The organism is Bacillus sp. B2-WWTP-C-10-Post-4 (assembly GCF_009183805.1).
GTDB classification, from domain to species: domain Bacteria; phylum Bacillota; class Bacilli; order Bacillales; family Bacillaceae_G; genus Bacillus_A; species Bacillus_A cereus.
This window is the reverse complement of record NZ_WEII01000092.1, coordinates 1-14529: the sequence shown is the minus strand read 5'-3', so window position 1 is coordinate 14529 and position 14529 is coordinate 1. Positions and strand designations below refer to the sequence as shown.

Here is a 14529-nt window from a genome sequence, read left to right as displayed (position 1 = left end):
TATTAATACAGTTTAAAACTCTTATTACGTCTTAACACTCCCAAAGCAATTATAATGCACAATCACAACAACAAGTTGATGCCTATTTAATATCAATACGCTGTTATTACATGTATGTAGTTAGAGATGGAGGAGCAATTCATTTAACCTCTGTATTCTCCTCCATCTCAGCCAAATACCTAATCTGCCGTTCCGCTTTTCTCACTGCTGTACGAAAATGTTTTTTCAGGAGTTCTACTGTATTTTCACTTATATAATATCTTTCCGTTATACTTTCCCACGTGTCACCACTTTCAAATGTACTCCATTCAAAAGGGCGTTCTGTATTTTTCTTTAGTTCTTTAAACACCCATTTTCGCATCTTTTTTTTCGCTTTTTCTGTTAGTTTTCCGTTTTTTACAAGTTCAAGTTCACCATGTCTTTTGTATCGCTTATTAATATCTCTCTCGCTATACACTTTAAGAAGTATATTTGCTGTATTTTCAGCATCTGCTAAAGCACGGTGCTGTTTTCCTTCCCACGTTAAAGCGAGCTGTTCTACCGCAAATTGTAAACTTGGCGTATGTTCAAACAATTCCTCATATGCTTGGAAAACAAATTTTTGCAAATCAATTCTATTTTCTTTTTCTATACTTGGGCATTCAACACCATATAATGTACAATCATGAGATAGAAAGCGATAATCTTCTTTTCCCCATGAAACAAATATAGAACCTTCGCCGATGAACTGAATAAATTTCTCTATAATTTGAGGGAATTTTTCTACACCCATTAAATCTTTTTTCGTAATACCGGTTAATTTTGTTGTATGACGAGTTAATCGTGCACTTGGTTTTACTAACTCCGAAAATTCTTCAATTATCTTCATTGTACCTATTTCTATTTTTACAGCTCCGATATCAACTATTTCTGACGGATCTTCTGATTTATACGGTCTGAAATTCCTCTCAATATCAAACACAATAAAATGTGTAGCGTTTTTCAATTTATTTACCTCTTTCTAAATTCCTTTTCACACAAACACTTTATTTTCAGTATTTATTTATTCATGTACTTTATACAAAAATACTCCGAATAAATAAATGAAAATTCAGTCTCGTTATGATATGTAAGTAGGAGGACATCTATAAAAATGCAAAAAAAAAGAAGGGCGAGCCCTTCTTTTTTCAAAAATTACTTCTTGTTTACGTTAGTAGCTTGAGGTCCACGGTTACCTTGTTCTACTTCGAAAGTAACTTCTTGACCTTCTTCTAAAGTTTTGAAGCCTTCGCCTTGGATAGCTGAGAAATGAACGAATACGTCTTCTCCGCCTTCAACTTCGATGAAACCGAAACCTTTTTCTGAGTTAAACCATTTTACTTTACCGTTTTGCATGAAAAAAATCCTCCTACAATGTACCTATATGTACATATTCATTTTCAACCACCTTACAATAATAAGCCAGATATTAAAAAACTGCAACCCCTGAGGAGATTTAACATTGCTATCCTCCTCGGAAGTTACAGCTCATTTAAATCTCTATATTATTAAAAGTAAAATGGTTTAAATATACTATATCATATCAATATAATAAAAGTAAAGTTTTTTTCTTAAATTATTTTTTGTTCCCACTGCATTGCTTTTAATTCACCTGATCCGGCTACTACATAGCCATCTTTTTGATTAACAATGCGCCATCCGTGCCCTTTAACCGAATCACATACTGTAACAATACCTTCTTCAAGAAGCACACGGCACACACTACTAATACCCGCCTTATTTTGCGTTGAAGTTGTATATAAAATATGTTGATCTACACTTAAGTCTAAATAACTACTTGCTTTCTGCTCACTTTGACATGTGTGCCAATATATTTTTTCACTTGCAATACTTTCATCTATTTTACAATAAGAAATATTCCCGCTAACTCCCTTGCACGATCCACTTGCCGCTACTAAATAAGAATTGTGTAAAGTCAACGCAGAGATCATTTGATTCATCGCAATTTTAATCCTCTTTAATTTACGTGTCTTCAAATCAAAGAGCCAAACACCACCATATTTAGCATGAATTTTCGTACCAATAAATAAGTAATGTTTATATAAAAATAACGATCGAATAGACGGTGCCGCACTGCCATACTCAAGAAACGGATGAATAGTTTCCCATGTCGAACCGAAATTATTAGAAAGATACAGCATTTTTTCTCCATGAGCAACAACAGTTCCTTGTACATTGCTACATACATTCCAACTCGTTGCTTTTGTTGGAAAACGCTGAATTGTCCAATTCTCTCCACCATTCATACTACGAATAAAAATCCCTTCGTCACCTACACCATAAACTACATTATCTTCGCTATGTAAATCCCTAATTCGTTTTTGAAAACCATTTAAAATTCGTTTCCATTCTCCGTCTTGTTCAACAAATAAGCCATTATATGTAGTAGCTAACAACAGTTTTCCATCTCTTAACTTTGTAATAGCAGTTGCACTTAACATTGTCTCCACGTTGACACTCCCATTCTTAGAACTTCTCAGCAAATGCAATTGCAAAATTACTGCATTTTTCAACATCCTCTTCATCTTCTGGAGCTAATTCAATTTTCAGCCCTTCTTGTACAAGCTCTGCACCGCGTTCCACAAGACGTTCTTCAAATATCGTTACCGCTTCACAAAACAGTTCATACGCCGTATCACCCGATCCGAATACCGCTACCTTTTTCCCAGCTAAATCTATATTTTCTAAGTCATCATGAAAATCTTCCGCTTCAAATGGTAATTCACCATCGCCCCACGTATAAGATCCTAAAATGATTCCATCATAAGCTAATAATTCTTCAGCATCCATGCCTTCCATTTCTTGCAATACTACTTCATGATCAAAAGCATCTAAACTAACTTTAATTAAATCAGCAATACTCTCTGTATTTCCTGACATACTTGCATAAGCTATTAAAATCTTTGCCACTTTGGCATCCCCCTCTAACAATAAATGATTATCATTCTCATTATATTAATAATGAGAATCAATTTCAATTATTTTTTTCTACTTTTATTTACATTTCACATTACTTATTTCAAATAAAGTGAAAGTTTAATGAGTCCTCACCAATCAAGCTTTTTCAGACAGCCCACAAAGAGCGGAATAAATAAAAAAGCACAGATGACTATACAATCATCTGTGCTTTTTTATTACTTTTTAAAAATACCAAACGGCTTTCCAACTGGTAAAACAACTTTTCCAAAGTGTGTGTTTAACACTGCTGCTGCTGAACCATAGAAAGATAATAATGAAATAAGAAGTTCAGAATATGCTGCTAAATTATGCATTGCATGCGGCATAACACCTAAAGTACTTAATGAAAGACCGATAAATAAGAAATCAATAAGGACGAAGATCATAAATAATACTTTATGTGTTTCCATTGCACCAATTGTCATAAAGATTGTGAAAATCAAATATCCGATAAAGGCTACACCAAGCTGTTTTGAATCTGCAGCTTGTGCTAATTTTTCGCCAAATACTCCAAGTTGAATTAACCAAGTCATTCCAACACCTAGCCAAAATAGACCGTACGCACCGAATGCTGTTGTACCGAATGTATTGTTATGCTTTGCATCGTGAATGCAAGCAAAGATTTGTGCGAATCCTCCTAAAAAGATTGCCCATGGTAATACAAGTGAAACGCCATCTGTTAAGCCTAACTTTTGAGATGATGCTACAAGTGTTACCATCGCTAATCCAAATAGACCAATTCCAGATGGATCCGCTGTTGTCATTTTCACATGATGTGTAGTAGTTTGATTGCTCATATAAACCTCCTGATTATAAACATACTCGAATACAATACTTAAATCAGAAGCCTATGTCAATGGTTTTTTTTGTATGTTGTCAGACGTTATATTTTATAATGACTAAATATATTTTCGACCACTTCATAAGGTTTTATATTCACTTTTTCCAACTCGTTTATCGGTAGCCATAACGGAATATAACTTCCTCTACCTTCCCACTGAAATTCCTCAGCTGTTCCGCTTCCGAACACTCCGCCTGTAATATAGGCAGCATAATAATATTCATTTCCTTTATATTTTACCTTTGCAATGAGGTGCTCCACTTTTATATGTACCCCTAATTCTTCGTATACCTCTCTTTTCATTGCTTCTTCAGGCGTTTCACCTTCCTCAATCCCTCCGCCCGGAAAAACATAATATGTTTCCTCTTCTCGAATACGTTTTATAAGAGCGATTTTTCCTTCCTGTACAATGATAGCCGCCCCGCGATTTCTTATCATTTTATTACCTCAATACAAATCGCAACTGTTCCCCACTCTTTTTCTTGTTCTTTCGTATATATTTTGTATGTACTTTCTAACATTTCCTCTAAACTATCATTTTCACAATCCAATAATTTTTTATCGATTTGTTCATACATGGCTTTAAAGCTCTCGTATCGCTTTATTTCCGTTACTTTTACCGTCATCATTTCTTTTGTCGTAAGATTCGTAAATACGATTTCATCGCCTTTGTTTATTAGTTGACGTTTTTCATCGTATAGGCGTACTTCATATACTTTTTTTCCTGATTGAATTGACTGAAACGGTTTATTATATAGACCCATTTCGTATCGCATACATCCCACTTCCTTTTGTTCATTTCACCTATTAATACAGTTCACATTACTACATCTTGCATATAATATTCCATACGTATCACTTAATTGAGAAAGGAGGCTGAAGAAGCATGTTATATTTAAATCAAAAACCTGAATATAATAAATATGATATTGGTGATTATACTTATAGTAAAGTAGGGCCAACCATTTTTTCTTGGAACGATGAAACAAAATTAAAAATAGGTAAGTTTTGTTCATTAGCAGAAGAAGTCGTTTTCATACTTGGCGGTGAACATCGCGCAGACTGGATAACAACTTATCCATTTAATGCACTTTTTGATGAAGGAGCACATATTACTGGTCACCCTTCTTCAAAAGGTGATATCGTAGTCGGCAATGATGTATGGATTGGTTATCAATCCTGCATTTTATCTGGTGTTACAATTGGTAACGGTGCCATTATTGGTGCAAAAAGTGTTGTTACAAAAGACGTCCCTCCATATGCAATTGTGGCTGGTAATCCTGCAAAATTTGTTCGATATCGTTTCCCACAAGAAACGATTGACAAACTAGAGAATCTCGCATGGTGGGACTGGGACATTTCTGTTATAAAAGGAGCCATTCCATTACTACTCTCCGACAAAATCGACGAATTTTTCACCTCACCCGAAAAAGAATCTACATGATAAATACAGAAAGAGCATCCTTTTTTCCGGATGCTCTTTCTGTATTTATTTTTTATTTATTTGCAAATGATTACACGGAGAACATTGAAAAGGAATTTTCCTTAAGCAATTAAGATTCGTTTCACAAATTTGTTCTATCGTTGGAACAAATGGAATGACAACTATGTTACTTTCTACCATTTGTGTAACAGGTGGCAATACTGTGCCTACTTGATGTTCGAAACGAATACTCGCTTGATTTATATAATTTCCTGAACCATTTGGCGCGCTCTGCACTACTACTTGGAACGAAACTGTCCGTGCTTCACCTGGATTTAAATTTCCTATAATAAAACCTGATACTGGGTTTACATTTGGCACTGGCGTATTATCAATCGTTACAGTTCCAAGGACAAATTGAACACTACTATCTAACATATCTTGAAAACGAATATTTTGTATTGCTGTATCCCCCGTATTTGTAATAACTGTCGTAAACGTAATAACATCGCCAATTGTTGCTGCCTGTAAATTTGCCGTTTTTACGACTGTCGTTGAGACATTTTGAGGAATAAACGGGATAACAACTGTATTGCTATCACCTTCAACTACTACTGGCGGCTCATTCGGATTTACAGTTGCGAGCCCATTTGCTATAGCAGTATTTGTAACTAAATTATTTATTTGTCCTCCTGTTATTACAACTTGGAAATTAATAATTGCTGCGTCATTTGGCTGAAAATCACCTAACGGAATACCGGTATTCGGATTAGCAAATGGAAGAGGTACATCATTTACCGTTACCGTGCCATTTATAAATAGCGTATTCGGATCAATGATATCTGTTAACACAATGTTGGTCACAGGAACTGTACTATCATTTATAACAGCGATTCCGTAAGTGACAACATCCCCTATCATTGCTACTTCAAAGTTTGCTCCTTTTGCAACAAATAAGATTGCAGTATTTACCGTCACTATAACTGTATTACTCGTATCCATCACTGTAACTGGCGGCTCCCCTGGTACTAAAATATATTCTGCTAACGCCCCAGCAACGTTCACTACTGTACCACCATCTGGAAAGCTCGTAATCGTAGCTTCATATGTTACAATCGCCGTCTCACCGACTGGAATGTCTACAATCGTAAATCCAACCTGCGGATTCACTCCCGGACGAGCTACTCCATTTACAGTTACACTATTTGGTACAAAAACAGCTTCCGGAGATAGGACATCGATAAATTGAATATTCATCGCATCAGCAGTACCAGTATTTAATATTCGAACCGTATACTTTACTGTTTCTCCTACTCCAACAATTGAATGATCTACTTCTTTTTGCATATCTAAACTGCCTCTATTTACTGGTGTGACTGTCGTATTACTTGAATTTGTAATTGTAGACGGAGGTTCTCCTGGAATCAATTCGAAATCACCCGTTACTCTTGCTGTATTCATAATGCTACTAGAAGGCGGAACTGCGATTATATTTACTTCAAATGTAATTAATACACTATCCCCTACTGCAAGATTAGGCAATGCAAAGCCTATAAATGGATCTAAACCTACTTGCGGAATCCCATTTATTTGTACACTTCCAAGAACGAATTCTAAACTAGGTGATGGAACATCGCTAAACTGAACGTTCGTCGCTGTTACCGTTCCCGTATTTGTAACTTGCACACTATACGTTAACGTATCTCCTAATCGTGTCGCTTCTTTATTTACAGATTTTATAACGCTGAATCGTCCTCTATTCACTCTAGTTATCGTCGTATTACTCGGCTCTGTTACTACAACCGGTGGCTCTCCTGACACTAAAGTAAAGCTTCCTGTTATATTTGCAACGTTCGTAATTGTTCCTGATGACGGGATGTTTGTAACTGTCGCTTGAAACGTCACTATAACTGTTTCACCAACTGGAATATCTCCAACTCCAAATCCAGTAATCGGATTTAAGTTTGGTTGCGGGGCTCCATTTATTGTTACACTATTTGGTAAAAATGACGCACCTGTTGAAATCGTATCAATAAACTGAACATTGTTAGCTGTTACTGTTCCTGTATTCGTTATTTGCACTGTATACGTCAATACATCTCCAACTAGAGTAGCGGCTCTATTTACTTGTTTAATAACATTAAAGCGTCCTCTATTTACAGTTGTGAGTGTTGTATTACTTGGCTGATTTACTATAACTGGTGGTTCTCCTGGTACTAAAATAAAGCTTCCAGTAACATTTGCCGTATTGGCAATTGTTCCGTTTGACGGAACGCTAACAACTGTTACTTGGAATGTGACTTCTACACTTTCACCTGGAGTTATATCGGGAAGTGAGAAGCCAGTGTTAGGGTCTAATCCAGGCTGTAACACACCGTTTATCGTTACACTATTTGGTACGAATGTTATAGAGGATGGTAATACATCACTATATTGAACATTCGTCGCTATCACTGTTCCCGTATTTTGAACTACTGTTGTATATGTGATTGTATCGCCTACTGCAACAACCGGCTGACTTACTGATTTTAAAACATTCAAACCAGATTCATTGATTTCTGTTAATGTCGTATTACTTGTCGTTGTTTCCGTAATAGGCGGTTCTGTTTCACTTACAGCAAATGTAGCTGTAACGTCTACAAAATTAACAATCGTTCCACCTTCTGGTATGCTTGTAACCACTTCCTGATATGTGACAAGTACAAAATCATCGACAGGTATATCTGGAACTGTAAAACCAATGAAAGGATTTAATCCTGGTGCTGGTACCCCGTTTATGCTCACACTTCCTGGTACAAATGCTACACCCGCGGAAGTAGTATCGATAAATTGAACATTCGTCGCTGGCACTGTTCCGAAATTAAAAATCAATACATCATACGTTAATATTTCTCCTACCGTCGCTACTTCTTTATCTACTAGTTTCAATGGAAAAATAAACGCTATATTAATTGTCGTAACGACTAAATTTGTTAATATCGTTTCCGTAATCGGTGGTTCCTGCGGATTTGGTTGTGAAGTAAATGTAACATCTGCATCATTTAATATGACTTCATTATCTGGAATTTCTGTAATCGTCACTTGGAATGTGACCTCAATACTTCCACCAGCGATTAATAATGGAGTAACTGTAAATCCTATTTCTGGATTTAATCCTGGTTGCTGCACTCCACCTATCGTTACACTATTGTCAACAAACGTCGTCCCTTCTGGAATGACATCTTGGAAGAGTACATCTGTAACAGGGATAATTCCTACATTCGTTATTAGCACTGTATACGTTAATACATCCCCGACAGCCCCAGTTGCAACATCAACTGTTTTTGTTGCTGTTACTTCACCAGGAGGAGGTAACGGTATTGTAACTACCGTTGTATTACTTGAATTTGTTGTTGTTACAGGTGGTTGTAAAGGATTCAATAAGAAAGTGGCTGTAGCAGATGCTGTATTTAATACTGCTCCACGTGTAGACGGTGCAACTACCGTAACTTGGAACGTTACTGTCAATGATGTTCCAGCTGCAATATTAGGAAGCGGGAAACCAATATTTGGATCAAATCCAGGTTGAGGCGTTCCATTTATCGTTACACTATTTGCTACAAATGTTGTTTCTAAAGCAATTGGATCAAGGAAAGAGACATTCGTTGCTGTTACTGTACCGTTATTTCGAATGACAACAGAATACGTGTAAGTTTCTCCAAGTGCTGCTTGTTGTACAGATGAAGATTTTTGTATATTTAACTGTGCTGTGTTTACTTGCGTCACTACAAAATTACTACTTGTAACAGTCGTTATTGGAGGGTTTGCTGGATTTATAAGAAAACTTGCAGTAACGTTCGATTGGTTTCTTATATTTCCACCGCTCGGAATACTCGTCACTGTAACTTGAAACGTAATCGTAGATGTTTGCCCGACCGGAATATTTGGTACTGGGAAACCTACCATAGGATCCGCACCTTGCTGAACGACTCCATTTATCGTCACACTATTTGCTACAAAGGCAGTACCAGACGGAATTGGATCTTGAAAAACAATATTCGTTGCAGGAACAGTTCCTGTATTTTGAATAAGAATCGTATACGTTAACGTATCTCCTACACCGGCTTGTGGTGTATTTACACTCTTCATTACATTAAGTGATCCTACATTCACTCGCGTCACAACAATATTACTAATCGTTACAATTGTAATTGGTGGCTGGAGAGGACTTACTTGGAAATCAGCAGTGACATTCGCATTATTCGGAAGAACTCTATTTGGTGGTATACTCGTGATTGTCACTTGAAAAGTGACCGTCACCATACCTCCTACTGGAATATTAGCAAGTGGAAATCCAGTTGTCGGGTTTAAACCTGGTTGAGGTGTCCCGTTTATTGTTACACTATTCGCTACAAAAGTGGTTCCAACTGGAATCGGATCAAGGAATGATACATTTGTCGCTGCCACCGTTCCACTATTTTGTATACGGACTGTATACGTTAACGTATCTCCTACACCGGCTTCAGTAGCACTTACACTTTTCCTTACATTTAACCCTGAAGAATTCACGACCGTCATAACAGTGTTACTTGGTACTGTTACAGTAATCGGTGGCTCTGTTGGATTTACAAGGAAATCTCCAGTTACATTCGCATTATTTACGACATTATTTCCTTGGGGAATTTCATCAATTAATACTTCAAACGTAACAATAACACTGGCGCCAGTAGGCAAATCATTTAATGGGAATCCAAGTCCTGGATCTGCCCCCTCTTGTAAAACACCATTAACCAATACACTATTTTCAATAAATAATGTCCCTTGTGGAATTGAATCTTGGAAAAATACATTTGTAGCTGGTACACTACCTGCATTTATAACTTCGATTGTATATACTAAAACATCTCCTACCGTCGCAACATCTGTATTCACTGACTTCACAACTTCAAAGTTTCCTGATTGTACTGTCGTATTCACAACATTACTCGGAACATTTATTGTCACTGGTGGTTCACTCGGATTCACTTGAAAGCTTGCTGTTACATTCGCTTGATTTAAAATATCTTCATTTTCTGGATCCTGTACAATTAACACGTTAAATGTGACTACAACTGTTTGAGCCGCAGGAATATTCGGAAGAGAAAATCCTGTATTCGGATTTAGTCCACTTTGCTGTACTCCATTAATTGTTACAGAATTTGCAACAAATGAAACAGCAGAAGAAATAGGGTCTTGGAAAAATACATTTGTTAACGGAACGTTCCCTGTATTTTGGACGGCAATTGTGTATGTTAAAGTATCCCCTACTGCTGCTTGCATTGTATTCACTTCTTTTATTACATTCAAACCACCTGTATTAACTTGTGTCACAACTGTATTCGTTAGTCTATTAATTGTTATCGGTGGCTGATTTGGAATAACGACAAAATTAGCAGACACATTTCCGCGATTCGGAATCGTACCACCTGACGGCGTAGATGTTACTCGTACTTGAAATGTAACAGTCCTACTTCCGCCAGGAGATATATTAGCTACCGTAAACCCACTCGCTGGATTTGCCCCAGGTTGTGAAACCCCGTCCACAGTCACACTATTTGCGATAAAAGTCGTTCCAATTGGGATTGGGTCTTGAAAAATAACGTTCGTTGCAAGTACATTTCCTGTATTTTGAATTGTTACCGTGTACGTAAGAACGTCGTTAACCGTTGCAAAAGCTTTATCCACTGTTTTTCTCGTTGTTATATCAGCTATATTAATTGTCGTAACTACAGTATTACTTGTCGCTTGCCCTGAAACTGGTTGTTGACCAGGCACTGGAGTAAAGGTAAATGTTGCACTTGCACGGTTTGGAATTGGATTGACAAGAGGGTTCGATGTTACTCGAACTTGAAAGCGCACTACAGTCGTTTGCGAAGTATTAATACTTCCTAGATTAATACTACTTGCTGGATTCGCTCCTGGACGTGCTACTCCATTTACCGTAACGCTATTTGCGACAAATGTTGTTCCAGCAGGGATACTATCAACAAAAATAACATTGCTCGCAGTGACATTTCCATTATTTGTGACATTAACTGTGTACGTTAATACATCATTAAGCGTTGCCGTCTGTAAATCTACAGATTTCTGCATACTTATAGTTGCTTGATTCACTGTCGTTTGTACTGTGTTTGAAGAAGACGTACTTGTAATAGGAGGACTACCAACGAAAGGACGAAATTGATATGACACCATTGCACGATTTAAAATAGGATTGGGATTCGGGAATGATGTTATTCGAACTTGAAATGTAACAACTCTTTGCGTGTTATTTGGGATTGTACCTAAATTAATTCCATTAGCAGGGTTTGCATTCGGCTGTGTTACTCCTCCTACCGTAACACTACCTGCAACAAACGTCGTTCCGTTCGGAATACTATCACGTAATACAACGTTTTCTGCACTTCCTGTTCCTGTATTTGGGACCGTAATCGTATAAGTGAGGGTATCCCCTACCCCTGCGACTGTTCTATTAACTGATTTAACAGGATTAATAATTGGACCTGTTGCATCAATTTGAACACCAAAACCAGCTGCAGCGTATCCATCTCCATTTGTAACAAATCGAACCGTTGCTGACGTTTGATTATTTACTAATGATGCAGAGGCATTTACATTCGTAATATCCCACCCTTGTCTTCGGACAGCTAAAGCTATCCCTAACGGCTGATTCAAATCTCCAAATGTCCCGGTTGTATCTAACTCTCCAATGTCATTACAAATTTGAGACTGGAAGAAATTATTCGCAGGGTTTCTCGGTCCGAATAATGCAACTGTAGCATTTGCATTCGGTCCAAAGCGAAGTTGATCTCCAACAATGTTAGAATCGCCTTCTTGAGCAGTTACGAGCACTCTTCCTGTAACAGCTCCTGTTGCCGGCGTAGCAAATCCTGAAATAGTAGCATCAACAGGCGGGGATGAAGCATCAATAATTTCTTGGCCTGCATAAACTGACAAATTCCGAAGAGGTAAACTTGCATTTTGATATACAACCTCAAGCGTCCAGCCAGCTGAACGACTGATTGTTGGATCAGCTGAAGTTCTTGCAGCGGGCACAGCACCTGTTGTATATGTGCCTGCCCCACCTGCACTAACAAGATTCGTTACATTAGCAGAGCGAGCATAATAAAACTGATTTCCTACTGAACCTTGCTGCGCGGTAGCGGGATCTGGCGTAACAGCAAACGTCCCTGATGGTGTTGTAAATGTAATATCATCATTTAAAAATGGTAAAACATCTTCCGTATCAGTCCGAAAAGTACCAGCCCAAACTAACTCTGCATATAGCACACTACTCCCCGCCGGAAGATTTAAAATTGCACTTGAAGAATTCAATTGCCATTCATCCGTCGTTCCTGCTGGGAACCCTGGTACTTGCAGCGCTGTATTTACCGTAGTAAACACAGCAAGTGTACCAAAAATATTACCTGGCGCAGGTGATGTAGGACTAAGCCCTAACGTGTTCCCAGTGAACGTGACGGCACCAGGTACTGTTGTTGTAAAACGGTTTATAAAAGGCACACAATCATCTCATTTCATTTATAGTAAAAAGTGCTCTATACTATAAAATGTAGACAAACTATGCAATGTACGTTGTCCAACAAAATTCCGCACATACGAGAGGAGTTTATAAAACTATGCGCTACGTTATCATAACAGGAACTTCACAAGGTTTAGGTGAGGCTATTGCCACTCAATTGTTAGAAGAAAGTACAACTGTCATCTCTATTTCTAGAAGAGAAAATAGAGAACTTACTAAACTTGCAGAGCAATATAACAGCAATTGCATTTTTCATTCCTTAGATCTTCAAGATGTACATAACTTAGAAACTAACTTTAAAGAAATCATTTCATCCATTAAAGAAGACAATGTATCCTCTATTCATTTAATTAATAATGCAGGTACAGTTGCACCTATGAAGCCGATTGAAAAAGCAGAAAGCGAACAATTCATTACGAACGTTCACATTAATTTACTTGCTCCTATGATTCTTACATCTACGTTTATGAAACATACGAAAGACTGGAAAGTAGATAAACGCGTTATTAACATTTCATCTGGCGCAGGAAAAAACCCTTACTTTGGCTGGGGCGCTTATTGTACAACGAAAGCTGGTGTAAATATGTTTACACAGTGCGTAGCAACTGAAGAAGTGGAAAAAGAATATCCAGTAAAAATCGTCGCTTTTGCACCTGGCGTTGTTGATACAAATATGCAATCACAAATTCGTGAAACAAATAAAGAAGATTTCATAAATTTGGACCGCTTCATTGCATTAAAAGAAGATGGAAAACTATTATCACCTGAATATGTTGCGAAAGCTATTCGTAACTTACTAGAAACTGAGGACTTTCCTCAAGGCGAGGTTATTAGAATTGATGAATAACAAAAAGGCGTGCTATTTTAACACGCCTTTTTGCTCTACTTCTCTAAAAATATAAGCACAGACTCCGCAATTTGCTCATAACCAATTTCTTGATAAATTTTATTCGATGTCGGATTCGCTAAATCAGTATATAACGTAGTCGTCTTGTACCCTTCATCTAACATACGTTGACTAAGTGCCGCTACACACTTAGATGCGTATCCCTTTTTCCTTGCTTCTTTCGGCGTATATACGAAATTAACTGTTATATTATTTTTAGTTGGTCTCGTTTTTGCAGCTACAGAAACGAGTTTCCCATCCACTTCCAAACCAAACAGTCGATTTGTAGTTATTAATGTATGTGCAGTTTGTTTTGCTTCTTCTTTCGTAATAGGAAGCTTTACGTCTTCACAAAATTGATATATCCACTGTTCTATTAACGGTAATTCATCATTATTTACCGCCTGGAAAAGTCCATCCGCATTACACTTCTTCTTTACTCTGTTGAGCTCATACACACCTTGTTCCATTGCAATATTCGTTTTCTTATTTTCTAATACCGCAATCTCTTCCGCTAATTTCTGTACAATTTTCTTATTACCGATCAATCCAGGAATATCCGGGTATACTTTCGTTAACTCTTTTGCAAGTTCCTCAATAGCTACTCCCGAAATTTCAGAAGTTGCAACAATGATTTGTTTCTTCTCTTCTGTTTGTAGAAATACAACCGCAATTTCTTCTCCTTGTTTCGCTATCCCCATAAATATCGGTTCTTGGACCATTTGTAATACACCTAATATGAGATTGTTTTCCTGCTCATTCTTTTCTAGAAATAGTGTAACATCTTCTTTAAAATGAAGAATCTCTTCATATACATGTAATTG

Annotated in this window: 11 protein-coding genes; 2 read left to right on the top strand and 9 right to left on the bottom strand. The window is 37.2% G+C overall.

Annotation, left to right across the window (positions count from 1 at the left end):
* Positions 1–139: 139 nt before the first annotated feature.
* From GBN78_RS23895 to GBN78_RS23865, 7 genes are all read right to left on the bottom strand, one after another.
* Positions 140–985 (bottom strand): exonuclease, encoded by an 846-nt coding sequence (locus GBN78_RS23895; RefSeq protein ID WP_000786417.1) that lies wholly within the window; start codon positions 983–985, stop codon positions 140–142.
* A gap of 188 nt (positions 986–1173) precedes the next feature.
* Entirely contained in the window at positions 1174–1374 is a 201-nt protein-coding gene (cspB, locus tag GBN78_RS23890) for a cold shock-like protein CspB (protein ID WP_001179150.1), read from the bottom strand.
* A 215-nt stretch (positions 1375–1589) separates the two neighbouring features.
* Positions 1590–2489, bottom strand: a complete 900-nt coding sequence (locus GBN78_RS23885) for a WD40/YVTN/BNR-like repeat-containing protein (RefSeq protein WP_000449493.1) — start codon at positions 2487–2489, stop codon at positions 1590–1592.
* 16 nt (positions 2490–2505) lie between these two features.
* On the bottom strand, positions 2506–2949 hold the full coding sequence (locus GBN78_RS23880; RefSeq protein ID WP_001062752.1) for a flavodoxin: 444 nt from the start codon (positions 2947–2949) through the stop codon (positions 2506–2508).
* 224 nt (positions 2950–3173) lie between these two features.
* A complete protein-coding gene (locus tag GBN78_RS23875; RefSeq protein WP_000070938.1) occupies positions 3174–3794 on the bottom strand; it encodes an acetate uptake transporter in 621 nt (206 codons plus the stop codon).
* Positions 3795–3880: 86 nt separating this feature from the next.
* Positions 3881–4276: an NUDIX hydrolase gene (locus GBN78_RS23870; protein WP_000620827.1), complete on the bottom strand. Its 396-nt coding sequence runs from the start codon at positions 4274–4276 to the stop codon at positions 3881–3883.
* The gene (locus GBN78_RS23865; protein ID WP_001268347.1) at positions 4273–4614 is read right to left on the bottom strand and encodes an ASCH domain-containing protein; all 342 of its coding nucleotides are present in this window, start codon (positions 4612–4614) and stop codon (positions 4273–4275) included. The genes GBN78_RS23870 and GBN78_RS23865 overlap by 4 nt, the downstream gene beginning before the upstream one ends.
* A gap of 110 nt (positions 4615–4724) precedes the next feature.
* Here GBN78_RS23865 and GBN78_RS23860 point away from each other — a divergent pair, with 110 nt between their 5' ends.
* Positions 4725–5282: a CatB-related O-acetyltransferase gene (locus GBN78_RS23860; RefSeq protein ID WP_000966304.1), complete on the top strand. Its 558-nt coding sequence runs from the start codon at positions 4725–4727 to the stop codon at positions 5280–5282.
* Between the two features lie 45 nt (positions 5283–5327).
* Here the strand turns inward: GBN78_RS23860 and GBN78_RS23855 are convergent, their stop codons facing one another.
* Complete coding sequence (locus tag GBN78_RS23855; protein WP_152127760.1) at positions 5328–12800, bottom strand: DUF7507 domain-containing protein; 7473 nt, start codon at positions 12798–12800, stop codon at positions 5328–5330.
* A 116-nt stretch (positions 12801–12916) separates the two neighbouring features.
* Between GBN78_RS23855 and GBN78_RS23850 the strand changes: the two genes are divergently transcribed.
* On the top strand, positions 12917–13666 hold the full coding sequence (locus GBN78_RS23850) for a (S)-benzoin forming benzil reductase (protein WP_130067591.1): 750 nt from the start codon (positions 12917–12919) through the stop codon (positions 13664–13666).
* A gap of 35 nt (positions 13667–13701) precedes the next feature.
* Here GBN78_RS23850 and GBN78_RS23845 read toward each other — a convergent pair.
* A partial coding sequence (locus tag GBN78_RS23845; protein ID WP_152127759.1) for a GNAT family N-acetyltransferase occupies positions 13702–14529 on the bottom strand: 828 nt, incomplete at its 5' end.